The following is a 20,972-nucleotide window of genomic DNA, read 5'->3' as shown; positions in this document are numbered from 1 at the left end:
AATTTGGAAGGAAAACATTAAAAGCATATAATTATGTACTGGACGTTAGAATTAGCATCTAAATTGGAAGATGCGCCTTGGCCTGCAACTAAAGATGAGTTGATTGATTATGCAATGCGTTCGGGAGCCCCTCTTGAGGTAATCGAAAATTTACAAGAAATGGAAGATGAAGGTGAGATATATGAGTGTATAGAAGATATTTGGCCCGACTATCCTAGTAAAGAAGATTTCTTCTTCAATGAGGAGGAGTATTGATCTCTTTTGATGCATAATTAAAGTAGGAATTATAATATGTGAGGCAGCCTGTTATGGGCTGCTTTCTTGTTTTGTAGTCATTATGAGTTTTCTTGATTTAGAGTCTGTTTAAATTTTCTGATAAAGTTATATGTTCAAACTTTTTAATTTTTTGTTTTGTTTGTCTCTTCATTTCTCTATGTCATGAGCTCCGTTGCATTTTTTATCAGAATCGAAAAGGCATCCCTAAAAGATTTTCAAAGAATGTTTGTGTAAAATTTAAACTGTTTCTAATATTAATGCTAATTATAATATGTTGAAATCTTGGCTGTATTCTTATAAATTTGTATACTATAATTAGTGAGTTAAAATCTATCAACATGAAACACGAAATTTTAGTTTCGTTTGGGCGCAAGGTGCAGATGAGGCGTAAAGAATTGAAATTGTCTCAAGAGCAGTTGGCTGAGGAAGCAGGATTGCATCGTACATATATTGGCATGATAGAAAGAGCAGAAAAAAACGTGACTCTTGTGAATATTGAAAAAATTGCAAAGGCGTTAAAAATTAGCATACCGGAGTTGTTCTAACCATTATCAAATACTCTTCACGTTGATATTCGTGACTTTATTATACATCATAAAACTTTAAAATCGCATTATGACTGACATCAAAAGTATTATCGACAATAATTCAGAAACAATCAGAAATGCTGTTTCTGAAAAATTATCGCATTTAACATCAGGTACTGAAGACTATATAACTGCCTGGAAAGCTCTTCAAGACGAGGCTGCCGAAGTCGTTGTTGATATTCTAAAACCTTTACTTCCTAACTGTGAGTTCTATATACCTAAAGGTAAGAGTACGTATCCTGATATAAAAATTACAGCTCCTAATGGAGATTTGTATGCTATAGATGTTAAGTGTAATGAAGCGAGTAAAGATCCATGGTTTGATATGGCGCGATTAGATACGATATACAAAGAGAGGATCAATAAATATGTTTATGAGTGGGAATTAATAATTAAATATGACAGCGAAGATAATGGAAAGTTCCTAAAAGCTTATTTCCTGAAGTTTAGAGAAGTTGTTGGTATGAGACCTGACTGTAAGGGCATTAAGTATCGCCCTTATGATGGAAAAGTTAGACCGAAAACTTGGTCGGACTTTGATAATGAAATTGTTTACTGGAAAACTGACGACGATTTTCATAAAGGCATTGATATTTCATTAATTTATCGCTGGAAAGAAAACATTAAAAGTACACTTGTTCCTAAACTGACAGATGAACAGAAAAAAGAGTTTAAAGCTCTTTTTGATTAAGATATTCCATCTGCCTTTTAACAAACGTTTGTAATTTGTTAAAATCACCTGAATAATCAGAGAGAAGTGTGAATAGTTCGGAATGCTCATTCTTAAGGTCTTCAGAATTTAGCACTTTCTCTTTTTTTATACAAAGATTAATGTATTTTTTTTCAAATTGGTTCTTTGCTAAGTTTGTCGGCTTCGGAGCATTTGAAACAGATTCTCTTTGATAATACAAGTTACCCATTAGATCTGGTACTACCTTTGAGATATTTTTCTTTGCAATTTCAACATAATTCTTGTCTAACTCGGTAATAACATAATGCCTACCTAAGAGCTTAGCTGCGATAGCGGATGTTCCGGCACCTCCAAAAGGGTCAAAGATCACATCTCCTTCATTTGTAAACAACTCTATTATTCTTTCCATTAATTTTGTAGGAAGCTGACAAGGATGATGATCCCGGTCTTTTTTATGTTTTATCCTATATACATCTTGCCAAATATCTGAAAGCAGTTCTTTTTTATCATCTCCGCTATCTTTTCTTTCCTTTACACATTTTGCTCTCAAGCAATAATCTCGACTGTCTATATATTGAAGTTTGTCTATATTGACAGTGGGTATACCGCCTTCTTTAACAAAGTATAATAATGAGTAATGAGCAGGCAATAATTTGCCTGCTGGAGTTGACAATGCGTCCCAAACAATCCAATTTTTGAAAAGTAGTCTCTTATTCAAAAAAGTGAAATGATGAATTGCCCATTTCGGGATATTTAAGACCAGTAAAGAACCTCCGGGCTTAAGATTATCGCACATTCCTCCAAGCCATTCATTACACCAATTGATGTATTTTTGATCTTCTTTATCATCTTTATATGTAGAGTAATTTTTGGCCAAATTATATGGTGGATCGGCAAAAGCTAAATCAAAGCTACCCTGCGGATATTTTTCTTTCAATTTTTTAAGATATGCTATACAGTCGGAGTGTACGACAGTATCCAAATGATCTATCTGCTTTTGCGGTTCAAAAATAGAGATGTTTTCTTCTTGTTTGGGTAAGTTTAATGATTCAGCGGTCTGTTCTACCGCCAGGACTTCATTTCCTTCTGATAAAAGTAATAATATTCTATCTATTACCGGTTTTGGTAATTTGTTTGCGTCTTTAACAGGAAATTCAATAAAATGCCATACGTCGGAGATTGCTGTACCCAAAGGATTGAGCAAATGCTTTTTCCCTCCCCAATCTTTTGTGTTCTGACCGCAATGAATGCAATTTTTATATGGTATTCTTACAAATTTGGTATTTAAATTGAACGGAGTAACACTTTTTTTGCTCTTTGATTTAAGATACATTAAAAGACCGATATGGGATGTCGGAATACTGTTTTCAGTAGCACTAGCGCCAAACTCACAAGCAATCCAATATTTAAAAAGATAGTGGTAATCGACTTTCTCTTGATTATTAAGTTTGTCTAAGTATTCGCCAAAATATGCCAGATAGTTAGTCAAACCATACACGAACAATAATCCGCCGTCTTTTAATAAATTCTTTGCTATATCGATGGTCTTTATAGTCTGATTAACAAATTCTAATATTTGTGCTTCATTTGACGTTTTACCTATATCATTGACTTCGAATGAAGTATTTAGAATAATTGCATCATACGAATCAGTTAGATTTTTGAGTTGAGTATCTGAAATTACTGTTAAGTTTGCTTTTGCAAAGTCTGACGCCATTATAATTGTATTTGTTTATCTGCAATTTAATTATTACTTTGGGGTATTTATGTAGATTTTCTATAAACGTCTGCACATCCTATATTCAGAGGTGCGGATATTTTATCTCTTCCTTATTCTTTTTTAGTTGATTTTTTAATCCTTTCTATCTATGAATAAATATAACTGATCATTTGAAATATAATAATTCATGCTTATTTATATGCCTGCTTTATCAGTAAATAACAGACTTGTCAAATCTTAGCAAAGGTAATAAATCAGTCAAGAGAAAGCAAATAATAGTATGCAAAATGTTTTGTTTACTTTTTTGCTCTGTACTTTATTAAGTATTGAAATACTTTGAAAAGCGATGTGTAAAGATGATAGGGGTTTATATTAAAATACGGTACACTATTTTTAGCGCTTGTCTAACTTTTGTTCCGATAATTCTTTGAACTGGGTTCTTTTTATAATTTGCATGTTCTAATTTTTTACGGATTTGTGTAATATGATTGTTACGTCTTTATAAAATAAATGTAGCCTTGTTGCATTGAGCTTGTAATTTGCGTGTCGGATATTTGCATCGTAAAAAGAACAAAGCAAGAATGATGAACAGAATTACATTGAAACAACTTTCTTTTTTAGTAATAGTTTTTTCCCTATTTTCTTCTACTGCATCAGTCGCACAAACTATTTCAGGTAAAGTATTTGATAAAGAGACCGGAGAACCGGTATTGGGTGCAACCATTTTATTAACCGGATCTTCTGTTGCGACAGCATCGGGAGAAGACGGTTCATACCTGTTAAAAAACTTGCCGGCAAATAAATCTTTGGAAATAGAGTGCCGTTTTATCGGATATAGTGTTCATAAAGAGACTATCATGCTTCAGAAAGGAGAGACGAAAAATATCGATTTCTTTTTGGTCTCAGAAGATAAGCAACTTGACGGAGTCGTTGTTACAGGTGTACGAAGACGAAATACCGAGACAGCGATGATTTCGAATATAAAGAACGCCTTGACCGTTTCTACAGGTATATCGGCTGCACAGATCGTCAAAACATCAGACAGCGATGCTGCTGAGATTATCAAAAGAGTACCGGGCATTTCCCTTATTGAGAACCGATTTATTATTGTAAGAGGACTTTCTCAAAGGTATAATAACGTGTCGATCAATAATGGTGCGGTACCGAGTTCCGAAGCCGACGGCCGAGCTTTTTCTTTCGATATTATACCCAGTTCCAATATTGACAATATGATGATTATCAAATCCCCGACAGCAGAATTGCCGGGTGATTTTTCCGGAGGTTTTATAAAAATTTCGACAAAAAATATGCCGGATGAAAATTCTCTCTCGTTAAGTGTCGGTACTGGGATAAATACAGTTACCCATTTTAAAGATTTTTCGTTGTTGCAATCTTCTTCGACCGAATGGTTGGGATTCGATCGGTGTGCACGTCCTTTATCTAAAGATTTTCCTTCGCATCTGGGTTCGATGACCGATCCATCTCAAATTACTTATTATACGAAAACCGGATTTAATAATGATTGGAATGTAAAGACATTTCGTCCTCTTCCCGACTTGAAACTTAATCTGACATGGAATCGGAAAATCGGAGATAAAGTTGGTACGATTCTTACTTTCGGATATAGTAATGCAAACAAGACAATTCCGGATATGCAGAATACTCGATACGGAATATATAGTGCCACAGCGGATGTTCCTACTATTGAGAAAAATTATATTGATAATCAATTTACAAACGAGGTGAAAATCAACGCGATGAATAACTGGTCTTTTATCCTTGATTCGAGAAATCGATTCGAGTTCAGGAATCTTTTCTCTCAGATCGGGAAAAATCGGTTTACAGAACGTTACGGGACGAGTACGGTAAGCGGTGAGTATTATGAAAATCAGACGGAGATGCTATATTCTTCAAGATTAAGTTATGTGGGGCAGCTTGCCGGACTGCATACGTTGGATGAGGATATGACTCAGACTTTGAACTGGACTGTCGATTATTCGTATGCCAATAAAATGGAACCTGATCGTCGGATTATAAAAAATATCGGGGGAATTCCTGCCGATAAGGTAATTACTCCCGATTTACCTTCTTATAACGATATGATAAACCGTTATGACCAGAAATTGTATGATCATATTGCTTCGGTCGGGGCAGATTATAAAAAAAGTTTTTCCGATCGCTCATGGAATCCTGAAATAAAATCGGGAATATATGGTGAGTATCGCATTCGTGAATATACGCCGAGAGAATTTATTTATCGCTATGACAGACTTTCGGGAGACGAACGGGTAGATTATATAAACTTACCTTATACCGAGATGATGAATGAAAAATGGCTTGGTTATGATAAAGTTTATATAGAGGAGACAACGCGCAAATCGAATGCGTATGACGGAAAGAACAGTATTGCGGCTGCTTATGTAGAAGGAGTGTTTCCGTTCGGTGCATTTCAAGCGAATTTGGGTGTGCGTGCCGAGTGGTGGAATATGTCGATAAAATATGACCGTGCGATCAGTGCGTCACAGATACTGATGACAGAATATAAGTACGATAAAGTTTCGGTTCTTCCGTCTTTTAATGTTACTTATAGTTTTAATGACAAAAATCTTATCCGGTTGGCATACGGACGTTCGGTCAATCGTCCCGAATTTCGTGAAGTTTCTCCCGCTGTTTATTATGATTTTGAGCTTTTTGCCGAAGTACAGGGAAATCCCGATTTGAAGATGGCTACGATTGATAATGTCGATCTGCGATATGAGCTTTATCCTTCGGCCGGAGAAACCGTCAGTGTCGGATTATTTTATAAGAATTTCAGAAATCCGATAGAATGGAATTTTATCGATATGGGTGGCAGTTATCGTTACAGTTACGAAAATGCCCGTAGTGCTTATACGACCGGAGTTGAGGTGGATATTCGAAAATCGCTTGACTTTATAAATATTCCCGACTTGACTTTAGTTCTTAATGCGGCATGGGTGAAAAGCCGGGTCAAATTTAGCGATGAAGGGTTGGTAAAAGAGAAAGACCGTCCTCTACAAGGTCAGTCTCCGTATATCGTGAATGCCGGACTTTATTATACTTCTTCCGAAAAGATAGGATTATCGGCAAGTTTATTATATAACATTATCGGTAAACGTATTGTCGGGGTCGGAAAATCTACCTCTGTCGATGGAAACAGCGATTATGATGTCCCTGACGCATACGAGATGCCCCGTAATGTCCTTGACTTGACTATAAATAAAACATTCGGGAAGATAGTTTCTTTGAAATTGGGGATCAAGGATATTCTGGCACAGTCGGTTATCATGAAACAATTTCCCACTACGACGATCAATGGCGTAAAACAAGAACGGGAACAGATTACCCGGAAATATACGCCCGGAAGATCGATATCACTAAGTCTTTCTTTAAAGTTTTGATCATAAACCAAAATTAAAAAACGATGAAATCAAAATTGAAATTTTTTGTTTTAGCAGTAATCGGTGCTGTTTGTGCAGCCGGATTTACGAGTTGTAACGATGATGATGACAATGGGGACGATCCTGCTGTCACCGGAGAAGTTATCGATTTGGGAGATGGTTCCGACAATTATGAGATAGCGGGTGATTTGACATTGACCTATCCCAATACTTATAACTTGAAAGGTTTTGTTTATGTGCCTGACGGCAAGACGATAACGATAGAGCCGGGCGTGGTTATCAAAGGAGATAAAGCCAGTAAGGGTACGTTGATTATTGAACGTGGAGGTAAAATCATGGCAAAAGGCGAGCAAGATCGTCCTATTGTGTTCACTTCATCACAAGCTCCCGGAAGCCGGAAGCCCGGAGATTGGGGCGGATTGATTATTTTAGGAAAAGCGAAGAATAACGCAGGTGAACAGACTATCGAAGGGGGAGTACGTTCGAAACATGGAGGAAATGATGATGCGGATAATTCCGGAGTGTTAAGCTATGTCCGTGTCGAGTTTGCCGGGATAGAATACTCTACCGATAACGAGATCAACGGTATTACTTTCGGATCGGTAGGAGCAGGTACTCAAGTCGACCATCTTCAGGTGTCTTATTCAGGAGATGACAGTTATGAATGGTTCGGCGGTAAAGTAGATGCCCGCTATTTAGTCTCTTTGGGTTGTTGGGATGACGACTTCGATACCGATAACGGCTATCAGGGACGGGTACAGTTTGCTGTTGCTCTCCGTAACCCGCAATACGCCGATAAATCATGTTCGAACAGTTTTGAGTCGGATAATAACAGTTCAGGTAGCGTAATCGATCCGACCACTCGCCCTATTTTTGCCAACGTGTCGCTTTTCGGTCCGGTTACCGATCCGGCCAATTATCAAGATAAAGGAAATGATAAGGGTAGTACGATGGGCTGTTTCCAGACCGGAGTTCAAATACGTCGGAGTTCAAACTGCAATCTGTTTAATTCCGTTATTGCCGGATATCCGATCGGTTTGATTATCGAGAATGATAAGGCCGGGTCTAATTCTCAGGAATCTGCTACGGCAGGGACATTGAATATTTCCGGATGTGTGATTGCAGGATGCCAAAAAGCATTTCAAGATAAAGCTCTGAATCCGAAAAATCGGGAAAGCGTTATTGATCCCTCTGATCCCGGTACGTTTGTGAGTGCATATTGGTCTACTGCTGCGCTCTCCAATGAAGGAGTCTTGTCTTCGATTTCTGATTTGAAATTAAAAGGAAATCCTCAACTGTTGAACGGTACACCGGATATGTGTCCGAATACCGATAGTCCGTTAGCTGCCGGAGCAGTATGGACCAATAATTATGTGAATAACTCGTTCTTTACCAAAACGGCTTACAGGGGAGCTTTCGGCCCTACTGAAACCGCTTCGGATAATTGGATGAGCGGATGGACTAATTTTGACCCTCAGAATACGGTATATTGATTAGATTCTTGTTTTGTCGGAAGGAGGGGGAAGAGATTTTCTCTCCTTTCTTTTTCATGTCCCGAAGTAATCCGGGACATTTTCGTTATATTTGCATAGACTATTCTTCATAACTATACATCATACACACACGATGAATTACAGAGCAAAGTATTTGTTAATCCTTTTTTTCTTATCCTTATTTGCGGGGTATGACCTGCTTGCGGTTGCAGCATCTTCTCATAGAAAAAAAGAACGTCTTTCTGAATATGTGAATCCGTTTATCGGAGCAAGCACCAATGTCCGGAAAGCAAGAGCCGGTCATGGATTGGGAAAAACTTTTCCCGGAGCTACGACACCGTGGGGAATGACTCAAGTAAGTCCTAATACGATTACAGGAGGTGATAATGGTCCGGGGTATAGTGACGAACATACGACGATAGAAGGCTTTGCTTTGACGCAAATGAGCGGAATTGGTTGGTATGGTGATTTAGGCAATTTTTTGGTTATGCCTACAACCGGGGAACTGTTTACTTATCGGGGTACTGAACAGTATCCCGAAAAAGGATACCGTTCACGTTATAACAAGCGATCTGAAAAAGCTTCTGCCGGATACTATTCGGTTTTTCTTTCCGATTATAAAATAAAAGCGGAGTTGACGGCTACACCGCATTGCGGAATTATGCGGTTTACTTATCCGAAACATAAACAAGCCCGTATTCAGATCGATCTCGCCCGCCGTGTGGGAGGAACTTCTACTCGGCAATATATAGAACGGGTAGATGATCAGACTATACGAGGATGGATGCGTTGTACGCCTGCTGGCGGAGGATGGGGAAATGGATCGGGAAAAGCAGACTATACAGTATATTTCTATGCGCAATTCAGTTGTCCATTGAAAGAATACGGGATATGGAGTGCCGATATTCCCGATAATTGGACACGTCGGTTAGGAGATATAGGAAAACCCGAATATATCGACCGGGTCATTCATGCCGAGACGTTTCATAAACGGGACAAAATGGAAGGAAATCATTTAGGATTTTATACGGAGTTCCCTACAGAAGAGGACGATGAGGTGGTTGTAAAAACCGGTATCTCTTTTGTCAGTATGAAGGGGGCGGAGATGAATTTGAAAGCCGAAGTGCGAGGGTGGAATTTTGATCGTTATCGGGACAAAGCTGCCTCTCTGTGGGATGAAGCTTTGAGCAAAATAAAGGTGTCGGGAGGTACTCGAGATATGAGAACGATCTTTTATACCGCGCTTTACCATACAATGATAGATCCGAGGGTATTTACCGATGTTACGGGTGAGTATATCGGAGGCGATAAGCAAGTACACAAGACCGACGATTTTATCAAACGGACGGTATTCAGCGGTTGGGACGTATTCAGAAGTCAGTTTCCTTTGCAGACAATTATTAATCCGGAAGTCGTAAACGACATGATCTGTTCTTTCATATCTCTTGCCGAAGAGAATGGTACGAAATATTATGACCGGTGGGAGTTCTTGAATGCTTATAGCGGATGTATGGTCGGAAATCCCGCTATATCGGTAATTGCGGACGCTTATCGGAAAGGAATTCGTAATTATGATGTAAAAAAGGCTTACGCTTATGCGGTAAATACAGCTGAGAAAATGGGGAATGACAAAAAACTCGGATATGTGTCGGGAAGGGTTTCCGAAACATTGGAATATGCTTATTCCGATTGGTGTCTCTCTGTATTGGCGGAGGATTTGGGCTGTAAAGAAGCTGCTGCCGAATATTTTGAACGTTCCCGTTCTTATTCTAAAGTTTTCGATGAAGAACAAGGGTGGTTCAGACCTCGTAATGCAGATGGTACATGGAAAGAGTGGCCTGAAGAAGGGCGGTTGAAAGAAAGTTACGGATGCGTGGAAAGTAATCTTTATCAACAAGGGTGGTTTGTCCCTCACGATATTCCCGGAATGGCAGATTTAATGGGTGGAAGAACAAAAACTTTGGCTGATTTGACGAACTTTTTTGAGAAATGCCCGTCCGATTTTTTGTGGAATGCTTATTATAATCATGCTAATGAACCGGTTCATCATGTCCCGTTTCTTTTCAATCGTTTAGGAGCACCTTGGCTTACACAGTATTGGACAAGGGCTATTTGTAACGGTGCTTATAAAAATAAAGTGGAGGGTTTGGTCGGCAATGAAGATGTCGGCCAGATGTCTGCATGGTATGTTTTGTCGGCTATGGGATTTCATCCGGTGTGTCCCGGAGAGACTCGGTACGAATTGACAACGCCATTGTTCGACCGGGTCGAAATAAAATTGGATGATCGCTATGCAAAGGGAAAAAGATTCGTAATCAAAACGGTTGGAAATGCTTCGGAGGCTTGTTATATCCAGTCTGCAAAATTAAACGGGAAATCTTTAGAAAAATGTTATATAGACCATAGCGATATTATGAATGGCGGAGAGATATCTTTTCGATTGGCGTCGTATCCTAATTATTCATGGGGACTTGAGTAATTCCAAAGAGCGTTTGTGAAGCTGTTTTTTGTCCCGATAAGGAGCATAGCGGACTTGAGATGTGCATGAGCGGGAAAAAGGATCGGAAAAGGGACTTGAAAAGATATATGGTTTTACTTTTTGTCTCCAATGGCCGGAGTTAAAGATATATTCGTATTTTTGTAAGAAATTTAATTAGTTTCTTAAACAGGTTTTGAAATACTTGGACAATTTATCAGCCTTTTTTGAGTTATAAATTAAGAAAGTAATTAGACGGAAGTTGGTATTTTTTAATTCTGAAATAAAAAATATATGCTTGTCCGGATCGGTTTGGCTTTTCGGGAAGCATTCGTCATGAGTATAAAAAAAATCATATCGCTGTTTTTATTGTTGCTCGGATTTGTAGAACTTCGGGCACAAGTCGATGCCCAGTTCAGTCAATATTGGGCATTGCCTAATTATTACAATGCCGGAGCGGTAGGACAAGACGGTAAGTTGAATATTCGTGCCGGTTCGCGTCAGCAGTGGGTAGGTATGCCCGGAGCACCCAAGACGTTTTTAGTTTCGGCCGAAATGCCTTTTCGCTTATTTAAACAGAATCATGGAGTAGGGTTGGCGATGACAAACGAAACTCTCGGTCTGTATTCAAACATGACGATTGCCCTCCAATATGCTTATAAAGTGCGTTTATGGCAGGGACAACTCAGTCTGGGATTACAGTTGGGGTTACTCGATCAGCGTTTTGACGGTACGGAAGTTTCTATACCTGAAAGCGATTATCACAATTCTTCGGATGACGGTATTCCCCAAAGTGAGTTGCAGGGGATGGCATTCGATATGGGATTCGGAGTATTCTATTCCCATAAATATTTTTATGCAGGTCTTTCGTCAACACATCTTACCGAACCGGTGATTACGTTCGATGAAAAATATGAAACTTATACGGGACGTTCGTATTATTTTATCGCCGGGGGCAATATTCCTTTTAAAAATGCGTTATATGAGTTGCAACCCTCGCTTTTGTTAAAGACGACGTTTCAAATCACTCAGGTGGAGTTGACGGCTCGTCTGAGGTATAATAAGTTTTTGTGGGGGGGATTGTCTTATCGCTGGAAAGATGCGTTGGTGATTATGATTGGTGCTGATTATAAAAACTTTATGTTGGGATATTCTTATGATTATCCGGTTTCGGCAATTGTAAAGGCAACAAGCGGGAGTCATGAAGTTTTTTTAGGATATAGTTTAAAGATAGATTTTTCAAATAAGAACAAGAATAAACATAAAAGTATTCGGATACTATAATTTATGAAGAAGATCATGTTATTTTTGGCAATCGTGGGCATGTTGGTATCTTGCGCTCCGTCTTCTGCACCTAACGGTGGAGAGGTGGTGGGAGTAAGCAGCACTGCTTTCGGTGAGCCTACACCTTACGGTATGGTATTGGTAAAGCGCGGTTCTTTTGAAATAGGTCCGTCCGAGAAAGATACTCTTTGGGGAACGCCCCAAACGGCGAAAGGGATATCTATTGATGCTTTCTGGATGGATGAGACCGAGATAACCAATTCCGAGTATAAACAATTCGTGTATTGGGTGCGGGATTCGATTATTCGGGAACGTCTGGCCGATCCGGCTTTTGGCGGGAACGAAGCATTTAAGATAGAAGAAGATCGGGATGGAAATCCGGTAAAACCTCATTTGAACTGGAATAAGGCGATTCCATGGCGTAATCCGACCGAAGATGAGGCTCGGGCGATTGAGAGTGTCTATCGGATCAATCCGATTACCGGAGCGAAAGAGTTGGATGTGAGACAGCTTAATTATCGATATGAAGTGTTTAACTATACCGAAGCTGCAAAACGGAAACATCGTCTCGACCCGGCACGTCGCATTTTGAATACTGACGTACAACCCGATCCTGAGGCAGAAGTGCTCATTTCCAAAGATACGGCCTTTTTCGATGATGATGGGCGGATTATTACACAGACGATTGTTCGTCCGTTGCAAAGCGAGTTCGATTTTCTGAATACCTATATCGTTAATATTTATCCTGATTCTACGGCTTGGGTAAATGATTTTGATAATGCATATAATGAACCTTACATGCGTATGTATTTTGCACATCCGGGTTATAACGATTATCCGGTAGTCGGTGTTTCATGGGAACAGGCGACAGCTTTTTGCGTATGGCGGACTCATTATTTGTTGGCCGGAATCAAAGGCGCTTCGTATATAGAGCCTTATCGTCTGCCTACTGAGGCCGAATGGGAATATGCGGCGCGTTCCGGAAAGAACGAAAATAAATTCCCTTGGTCCGAAGATGCTCCGATGTCTGATAAAGGATGTTTTTACGCTAACTTCAAACCGCAAAAGGGGAATTATGTAAAAGACGGAAATCTTATTACATCCCGAGTCGGAACATATCCGCCTAATGAGTTCGGACTTTACGATATGGCGGGAAATGTATCGGAATGGACATCGACAGCTTATACTGAGGGTGGAAATCTTTATACCAGCGACATGAATCCCGATTATCGTTATAATGCGGCGAAAGAAGATCCTTATCGGATGAAAAGGAAGATCGTGCGCGGAGGTTCATGGAAAGACGTGTCGAATTTTGTACGTTCTGACATACGTATGTGGGAATATCAGAATGAACAACGTTCGTATATCGGTTTCCGGTGTGTACGTACGCAAGTGGGATTCGCCAAAGGTCGTAAATAATAAAAGGATTTAAAGTTTACCATTATGGGAAAATATAAAAAATATAAAAATCGTATTGAGAAATTTCTTTCGGGCGATTCCGGAAAACGATTCTTTAATTTTGCTTATAGTATCGGTGCTGCTATTGTAATTTTAGGGGCTTTATTTAAGATATTGCACCTTCCGGGAGGTAATTTTATGTTGTCGGTCGGTATGGGGGTAGAGGTGATGATGTTCTTACTGACAGCATTCGACCGTCCTGCCAAAGAATATAACTGGGAAGAAGTGTTTCCCGTGCTATCGACCAAAGATCCTGAAGATCGTCCTGAATTTCATGGAGGTCAGGGCGGTGGCGTAATTATTAAGGGGGGCACCGGAGCGACCGGAACAGTTGTCGTTAACGGAGGATCGTCCGGAGTACATGTTTCACCTGAAGAGGCCAAGAGAACGGCTGGCATTCCTTCGGACATACAGTTGGGGGAAGAAGATACGCAGAGTCTTTCGGAAAGCATTCAGAAACTTTCTGCCGCAGCCGACCAACTTTCGCGTATGGCTGAATTGACTGAGGCCACCCAAAATTATTTAAGTCAGTTATCAGCTATTTCCGCACAAATGGATCAGTTTAAAGAGGCTACACGTTCGTTGACGGAAGTTTCTAATATTTTGCTTGATTCCTATAAAAGTATAACCGAGAATTCTGAGGGTATTTCGGATCATTCTCAAGGGTATGTTACTCAAATGGAAGATCTGAATCGGAATCTGGCCGGTCTGAATACGATTTATGAAATCCAATTGAAGAGCATCAGTTCACAATTGGATAGTATCGACCGGGTCAATGCCGGATTAAAGAGCATTCGGGATATGTACGAACATTCGATGAACGACAGTAATCGTTATTGTGAAGAGACGGAAAAGATGACTAAGTACATGGCACAATTAAATGCCGTATATGAAAATATGCTTGCGGCGATGACCGTAAATATGTATAACCGTCCGATGACGCCTCCTCAGCCTCCTGTAACTCAGACAACTTCTGAAGAGGATGAAAATAAAGCGGTTGCTCAATAAAGAAATTATAGATTATGGCATCACCTAATTCAAATCTCTCTCCCCGGCAGAAGATGATAAACTTGATGTATATCGTCCTCACAGCCATGCTGGCATTGAACGTCTCGTCCGATGTGCTGAACGGGTTTAAGCAAGTAGATGAGGGATTGGTGCGGACGACACAGAATTCGACGATACAGAATCAGGCTCTGTATAATGAACTTTCGGCATTTAATCAGACCAATCCCGAAAAGTCCGGAGCTTGGTATGGTAAGGCGACAGAAGTGAAAAACCGTACGGAGTCTCTCTATAAATATCTCGATGAGTTGAAATTGCGTATTGTGCGTCAGGCAGACGGAAAGGATGGCAATGTCAATGATATTGTACATCAGGATGATCTGGAGGCCGCTTCTTATATTATGCTTTCTCCGCGTACGGGAGAGGGTAAAAAACTCAGAACGGCATTGGAGCAATACAGTGACTTTGTCACGCCGATGATTACCGATACGATTCGGCGACAGATTATTTATGATTATCTGTATCCTCGTATTGCAGGGCAGTCGGAACGGAATCATAAAAAATGGGAAGAAGTGATGTTCGAGAATATGCCTGTTATCGCAGCAGTTACATTGTTGAGTAAAATACAAAGCGATTTGCGTTATGCCGAAGGAGAAATCTTGCATGCTTTGCAGAAAAATATAGACGAAGGAGACGTCCGGGTGAATCAGTTGAACGCATACGTGATTCCGGCTTCTAAAACGGTAATGCGGGGAGGAAAATATTCTGCCAATATTGTATTGGCGGCTATCGATACGACTCAAGCTCCGGCAATATATATCGGAGGACAGAAACTTCCCGAAGATCGTAACGGGCTATACGAGTTTGTATGCGGGAAAACCGGAGTATTCGACTTTAGCGGGTATCTTGAAGTTCCTCACGGAGACGGAACTCTGACTCGTCATGATTTTACTTCGTCATATACGGTAATAGACCCCACGGCGACAGTATCGGCAACGATGATGAATGTTCTTTATGCCGGTATCGACAATCCGATCAGTATTTCGGTTCCGGGCATTCCGACACAAGCGGTTCAGGCTACTATGTCGGGAGGGACGTTGACTCGTTCGGGAAATGGTTGGATCGCACGTCCCGGAAAAGTCGGACAGGATGTGACGATTACGGTGACCGCATCTATGGAGGGACGTTCTCAGGTCGTGAATACGACGACTTTCCGTGTTCGGAAATTGCCCGACCCTATGCCTTATATTGCATACAAAGATGATAAAGGTAATGAACAGCGTTATAAGGGAGGAAAACCTTTCTCAAAGCGAATATTGTTGTCTGCACCGGGTATTCAGGCGGCAATAGACGATGATTTGTTGAACGTATCTTATCGTGTTTTACAGTTTGAAACCGTATTTTTCGATTCTATGGGGAACGTAATTCCCGAAGTTTCTGACGGGGCATCGTTCTCACAACGTCAAAAAGATGCTTTTCGCAGGCTCTCCAGAGGAAAACGTTTTTATATTTCCCGGGTTAAAGCGGTTGGTCCTGATGGAATAGAACGAGACTTGTCTCCGATAGAAGTGATAGTAAATTGATAAAAGATTTAAGAAATAGAATAGAGCGTATGAAAATAGCAGTAAAAGGAGTTATTCCGGTACTTTGTCTTTTTATGGCGATGCCATTGCTCCGGGCTCAGAATAATAACAGCAGTACGGTGCGTACGGGTGTGGTGGGAAGCACGAACAATACTTCGTCTTCTTCTATTTCGGTGCGGGCAAAGTCTTTGTATGAGAAAGAAGCGATCTCTCCCGCCGATATTCCTTGGATGCGGGTTATTTACCGTTCTTTAGATCTGAAGGAGGAGGAAAATATGCCTTTGTACTATCCTGAAGAACCGACTGAAAATCAGGAAAATCTTTTTAGATTGATTATGAGGCTTCTGACAGAAAATAAGATCGTTGCGTATGAATATCTGGACGGAAGAGAGGTATTTACCGATCAATATAAGATGAATCTGAAAGATCTGTTGGACAAGTTCCATATTCTGTATGAAGAGAAAGAAGGACGCACCTCTAAGAGTACCCGCTATATCGTGAATGAGAGCGATGTGCCTTCTAATGAAGTCCTTTCTTACTATATTCGGGAAAAATGGATATTCGATCAACGTAATTCGGGTCTGACTTCCGTAATCGAGGCGATTTGTCCTATACTGCATCGTGTCGGTGATTTCGGAGGAGATGCCATGACTTATCCTATGTTTTGGATTAAATATGACGATTTGCGGCCTTATATGGCACAACAGTATATTTTGACGAACAATGAAAACAATGTACAGAATTATACTTACGATGATTATTTTAAAATGAGAATGTTCGAAGGCAAGATATATAAGACGACCAATTTGAGAAACATGTCGTTGATGCAATTATATGATACGGCGGAGAAACAAGACAGCGCACGGGCCGGTATCGAAAAACAATTGCAAAATTTTGAAAACAGCCTTTGGGTGAAATCTCCCGCTCCGGTAGAGCAAGCTTCTAAGGATACGGATAAAAAAACGACAACGGCTTCATCCGGTCAAAATGCGACGGAAAAAGAAGTGAAAAGTTCGGTGCGTTCTTCTCGAGGAACGACAACATCCCGCTCGTCTGTAAAATCAGGAAGTTCAAAATCTGTAAAGAGTAAATCTTCTCGTTCGTCATCTTCCAAATCTGCACCGATACGTTCGGTACGAAGAACGAGATAAAAAATGAAATATAAAAACCTCAAAAAACAAGGGCCTGTTTGAATTTTGTTCGAGTCGGATTTGAAAATTTCTTTCGATACTATTTTCTTGTCGGAAAATTCAGGCGGGCTTTAAGCAAACATCTTAATGTTTGCTTGTTTTTTTATAAATCATTGTTGATTCAGTGGACTATCTGGAAATTTGCGGAACTTTTGTCGGATTGCTTTATCTGTGGTTAGAATATCGGGCGAGTGTTTATTTGTGGCTGGCAAGTATTGTGATGCCGGCAATTTATATTTTTGTTTACTATCGAGTCGGCCTGTATGCCGATTTCGGCATAAATATCTATTATCTTCTTGCAGCCCTTTATGGGTGGTATATATGGAAGTATGGGAACAAAACGGAGAATGGAGCAGGGAAACAGCCTGTCGGAGAATTGCCCGTTTCCCGTATGCCTTTGCATTATTATCTCCCCTCGACATTCGTCTTTATTTTTTTGTTTGTTGCAATAGGATATATATTGCTTTTCTTTACCGACAGCAATGTTCCTTGGTGGGATAGTTTTACTACGGCGCTCAGCGTGATTGCATTGTGGATGCTTGCACATAAATATGTAGAACAATGGTTGGTCTGGATTGTTATCGATGTAGCATGTTGCGGAATTTATGTTTATAAAGGCCTCTATTTTACTGCATTCCTGTATGGATTTTATGCCGTAGTCGCTATCTTTGGGTATTTAAAATGGAAAAAGATGATGCAATGAGCAGAAATGATGTTCCTCTGATTGAAAATAATCTTGATTTTCTTCCTTTTGTACCGGATGCCGTTATTTTGGCTGACGGTGAATATCCGGTACATGAATATCCGTTGCGTTTATTACGGGAAACACCGTATATCGTTTGCTGTGATGGGGCTGCAAATACATTTATCTCTCACGGGTATATTCCGAATATGATTATCGGAGACGGAGATTCTTTGTCTGTCGAGAATCGGATGCTCTATAAAGACCGGTTACTCTATGTTGCCGATCAGGAGACGAACGATCTTACTAAAGCGATTCGTTTCTTGCTCGGAAAGAATTTTCGCAATGTCGTTATTTTAGGAGCTACCGGGAAAAGAGAAGACCATACGTTGGGGAATATCAGCTTACTCATGGAGCATTTTCCCTGTTTTTTACACTTGGCTATGGTGACCGATTATGGAGTATTTATACCGGTATGCGACAGCCATACATTCGATTCTCGTCCCGGACAACAAGTTTCTGTTTTCAATTTCGGAGCATGTGACATGCGTTCCGAAGGACTGGTGTATCCGGTCAGGGATTTTTCCCGATTATGGGAAGGAACACTCAATGAAACTTCAGGAAGCGCTTTTTCTATTTTTTGCAAAGGTAATTATCTGCTATATTTAGCTTATGATGTAAAATGAAGAGTTTAAAGCCGGTCTGAATTTTCTGACGGAAAAATATTGCCGAAAGAAACTTTCAAATCTGTACTCGAGTAAAATTTAGACGGCCGGCTCTTATTCTTTGATAATCTTGAACTCTTTTGCTTCTTTTCCTGCAATTACCTTGAGAATATACCAGTTTGGGGGATATGAAGACATGTCGATGGAAATCGGTGCGGAGCTGTTCCCGATTTCGGATTTTAACAAAGAACCTTTACTGTTGTATAATCGAGTTTGTATGTCGATTGCATCTCCCATGCCTGAAAATACGATTTTTACGACTCCTCGGGTCGGATTAGGATATACTTTCATGGCTTTTCCGGCTATCGGTTCAGGATTTGTTCCGGATGTTTTCTCTTGTATCGTCCTTTGTAGATTTTGCACCGAAATTTTATACCGGAGTATTACATTCCCGATGCGGTCGTACTCATATCTTATCGGTGTTTGGGCATAACCGTTTCCCGATAAAATGAGTATAAATAAGACCGAAAAGATTTTATTTTTCATTTTGATTATATGTTTTTGTGCTGAAATCGTTTTGTTTAGTAAAAAAAGTTCTTTATCCATCTTTATAAGATATTTCATAATAGCCATACTGTTTATGAATCGATGTTTTTCTTTAAAAGAAATATTGCATGATAAAAGATTCTATAATTTTATCATGTTGCATCTAAGAGCCTGTCTGAATTTTCCAATAAAAACCTGATCCGAGTAAAATTTAGACAGGCACTAACAGTTCTTTTTTTTCCGGAAATCTTCGATCATGGAGTCGATCTTTTGGGCGGCCGGAGTATCATCGTTTAATTCTATTCTGTATTTCGATAAAAAAGAATATTCGCTTTTCGAGGAGATATGGTCTTTTTGTAACAGAGCCTTGATTTTTTCCTCGAATTCCTGAAGTACGGTTTCTGCCCTTTTTATCTCATCTTCATCGGTTGTTTGGCAGATATAGTCATCGACCATACGAGCTTCCTCGGCATCCCGTATTCCCCGTTTCAGGATTGTCCGTATTTTCCGGTTCATTTTCCATTTTTCGAGAGCAAGCCCTTCTCCTTCTCCGAAATTTTCGATTAATAATCGATCTATTTCTCGAAGGTCTTCAGAGTCCTCGATTCTTGTATCGGCAAGTTCGTAATCTTCTAATGTTTCACGCCATGTCATTTCGATTTGTCTTTTTGTATATTTTTTTAGTTTGATATTATTTATGATATCCGTTAAATTGTTTTTTGAGATTGTATCAGATATATTGCTTATCTCATAAGTCAATAAAATGATTACTTTTTTTTCTAATAAAGTCAGTTCTTTCATTTTTGAATGTTGTTTTTAGATTTAAATAGTCTCTATGTTTTTTAGTTTAGTTTTTTTAGAGTACCCCAGGTGTTTATGAGCAGTATGGCCAAAATGGAAATTCCCAAGACATACCCCCAGGTGATCCGTTTATTTATTTGGGGATTGTCACAAAACTTCGGTTTCTTTTTGATAATCTCTTTGTATTTGCCTTTTGCGTATAGCATACGGTAAAATATGAAATATAATAAGGGAAACGGGAATGCTGATAAACAAAAAAGAGGAATGTTGTCTATTAAATTTATGTCATAATATATACATATAGTTTGTATCATTATAAAAATAAACCATCCGTGGGCAATCGTTAATGTAGAGAGGACTCTCATTTCCGGACATCCGTCATGCTTTTTATAACTCAAGTAACAGTAATAGAAAACCGTTTCGAAAAAGTGCCTCATATCAGTGCATTTAAGGTATTTTGCAAATGAAATAATTAACAGTTCTTTTTCTTCCGGAAATCTTCGATCATGGAGTCGATCTTTTGGGCGGTCGGAGTATCATCGTTTAATTCTATTCTGTATTTCGACAAAAAAGAATATTCGCTTTTCGAGGAGATATGGTCTTTTTGTAACAGAGCCTTGATTTTTTCCTCGAATTCCTGAAGTATGGTTTCGGCTCTTTTTATCTCATCTTCATCGGTTGTTTGGCAGATATAGTCATCGACCATACGGGCTTCCTCGGCATCCCGTATTCCCCGTTTCAGGATTGTCCGTATTTTCCGGTTCATTTTCCATTTTTCGGGAGCAAGCCCTTCTCCTTCTCCGAAATTTTCGATTAATAACCGATCTATTTCTCGAAGGTCTTCAGAGTCTTCGATTTTTGTATTGGCAAGTTCGTATCCATCTAAAAAGTCATGCCATGCCATCTCAATTTGTCTGTTTGTGAGATTTCTTGTCCTAATTTTTTCTATAATAGCCTCTAATTCTATTTTCGATTCTAAAAAAAAGGCAGATTTGATTTTATATTTTAATAAAACAATTAATTTTTTTTCTAATAAAGTCAGTTCTTTCATTTTTGGATGATGTTTTTAGATTTAAATAGTCTCTATGTTTTATTA

General features: G+C 39.5%; 17 protein-coding genes. 13 read left to right on the top strand and 4 right to left on the bottom strand.

Annotated elements, in window-relative coordinates:
- Positions 1–33 precede the first annotated feature (33 nt).
- The 3 genes from QUE35_RS08370 (at position 34) to QUE35_RS08360 (ending at position 1,554) form a co-directional block, all read left to right on the top strand.
- The gene (locus QUE35_RS08370) at positions 34–255 is read left to right on the top strand and encodes a DUF2795 domain-containing protein (RefSeq protein ID WP_009318182.1); all 222 of its coding nucleotides are present in this window, start codon (positions 34–36) and stop codon (positions 253–255) included.
- A gap of 359 nt (positions 256–614) precedes the next feature.
- Complete coding sequence (locus QUE35_RS08365; RefSeq protein WP_022389662.1) at positions 615–821, top strand: helix-turn-helix domain-containing protein; 207 nt, start codon at positions 615–617, stop codon at positions 819–821.
- Between the two features lie 70 nt (positions 822–891).
- Positions 892–1,554, top strand: a complete 663-nt coding sequence (locus tag QUE35_RS08360; RefSeq protein WP_022599891.1) for a hypothetical protein — start codon at positions 892–894, stop codon at positions 1,552–1,554.
- On the opposite strand, the gene QUE35_RS08355 is transcribed toward QUE35_RS08360, so the two are convergent.
- Complete coding sequence (locus tag QUE35_RS08355; RefSeq protein ID WP_286260589.1) at positions 1,535–3,271, bottom strand: DNA methyltransferase; 1,737 nt, start codon at positions 3,269–3,271, stop codon at positions 1,535–1,537. The two genes, QUE35_RS08360 and QUE35_RS08355, sit on opposite strands and share 20 nt — an antisense overlap.
- A gap of 584 nt (positions 3,272–3,855) precedes the next feature.
- Between QUE35_RS08355 and QUE35_RS08350 the strand changes: the two genes are divergently transcribed.
- The 10 genes from QUE35_RS08350 (at position 3,856) to QUE35_RS08305 (ending at position 18,550) form a co-directional block, all read left to right on the top strand.
- A complete protein-coding gene (locus QUE35_RS08350) occupies positions 3,856–6,693 on the top strand; it encodes a TonB-dependent receptor (protein WP_022602931.1) in 2,838 nt (945 codons plus the stop codon).
- A gap of 23 nt (positions 6,694–6,716) precedes the next feature.
- Positions 6,717–8,186, top strand: a complete 1,470-nt coding sequence (locus QUE35_RS08345) for a beta-helix domain-containing protein (protein WP_022602932.1) — start codon at positions 6,717–6,719, stop codon at positions 8,184–8,186.
- A 133-nt stretch (positions 8,187–8,319) separates the two neighbouring features.
- Positions 8,320–10,665, top strand: a complete 2,346-nt coding sequence (locus QUE35_RS08340) for a GH92 family glycosyl hydrolase (protein WP_022602933.1) — start codon at positions 8,320–8,322, stop codon at positions 10,663–10,665.
- Between the two features lie 291 nt (positions 10,666–10,956).
- The gene (locus QUE35_RS08335; protein ID WP_022602934.1) at positions 10,957–11,946 is read left to right on the top strand and encodes a PorP/SprF family type IX secretion system membrane protein; all 990 of its coding nucleotides are present in this window, start codon (positions 10,957–10,959) and stop codon (positions 11,944–11,946) included.
- Positions 11,947–11,949: 3 nt separating this feature from the next.
- Entirely contained in the window at positions 11,950–13,365 is a 1,416-nt protein-coding gene (gene porK, locus QUE35_RS08330) for a T9SS ring complex lipoprotein PorK/GldK (protein ID WP_031258934.1), read from the top strand.
- A 24-nt stretch (positions 13,366–13,389) separates the two neighbouring features.
- On the top strand, positions 13,390–14,412 hold the full coding sequence (porL, locus tag QUE35_RS08325; RefSeq protein ID WP_022602935.1) for a type IX secretion system motor protein PorL/GldL: 1,023 nt from the start codon (positions 13,390–13,392) through the stop codon (positions 14,410–14,412).
- A gap of 14 nt (positions 14,413–14,426) precedes the next feature.
- Positions 14,427–15,992 (top strand): type IX secretion system motor protein PorM/GldM, encoded by a 1,566-nt coding sequence (gene porM / locus QUE35_RS08320; RefSeq protein ID WP_022390304.1) that lies wholly within the window; start codon positions 14,427–14,429, stop codon positions 15,990–15,992.
- Positions 15,993–16,021: 29 nt separating this feature from the next.
- Entirely contained in the window at positions 16,022–17,143 is a 1,122-nt protein-coding gene (gene porN / locus QUE35_RS08315; RefSeq protein ID WP_022602937.1) for a type IX secretion system ring subunit PorN/GldN, read from the top strand.
- A 163-nt stretch (positions 17,144–17,306) separates the two neighbouring features.
- Positions 17,307–17,885 carry a nicotinamide riboside transporter PnuC gene (gene pnuC / locus QUE35_RS08310; RefSeq protein ID WP_022602939.1) on the top strand — a complete coding sequence of 193 codons (579 nt, stop codon included), beginning with the start codon at positions 17,307–17,309 and terminating at the stop codon, positions 17,883–17,885.
- Positions 17,882–18,550 carry a thiamine diphosphokinase gene (locus tag QUE35_RS08305; RefSeq protein ID WP_044261922.1) on the top strand — a complete coding sequence of 223 codons (669 nt, stop codon included), beginning with the start codon at positions 17,882–17,884 and terminating at the stop codon, positions 18,548–18,550. The genes pnuC and QUE35_RS08305 overlap by 4 nt, the downstream gene beginning before the upstream one ends.
- Positions 18,551–18,643: 93 nt before the next feature.
- On the opposite strand, the gene QUE35_RS08300 is transcribed toward QUE35_RS08305, so the two are convergent.
- The 3 genes from QUE35_RS08300 to QUE35_RS08290 form a co-directional block, all read right to left on the bottom strand.
- Positions 18,644–19,075, bottom strand: coding sequence for a T9SS type A sorting domain-containing protein (locus QUE35_RS08300; protein ID WP_169721146.1), 432 nt, complete (start codon positions 19,073–19,075; stop codon positions 18,644–18,646).
- Between the two features lie 222 nt (positions 19,076–19,297).
- The gene (locus QUE35_RS08295; protein ID WP_022602942.1) at positions 19,298–19,876 is read right to left on the bottom strand and encodes a hypothetical protein; all 579 of its coding nucleotides are present in this window, start codon (positions 19,874–19,876) and stop codon (positions 19,298–19,300) included.
- A 472-nt stretch (positions 19,877–20,348) separates the two neighbouring features.
- Positions 20,349–20,927 carry a hypothetical protein gene (locus QUE35_RS08290; protein ID WP_286260582.1) on the bottom strand — a complete coding sequence of 193 codons (579 nt, stop codon included), beginning with the start codon at positions 20,925–20,927 and terminating at the stop codon, positions 20,349–20,351.
- Between the last annotated feature and the right edge of the window lie 45 nt (positions 20,928–20,972).

Origin of the sequence: Coprobacter fastidiosus (genome assembly GCF_030296935.1) — a bacterium.
Lineage (GTDB): Bacteria > Bacteroidota > Bacteroidia > Bacteroidales > Coprobacteraceae > Coprobacter > Coprobacter fastidiosus.
Note: the sequence above shows the minus strand (reverse complement) of the source record. Positions and strands in the feature narration are given on the sequence as shown.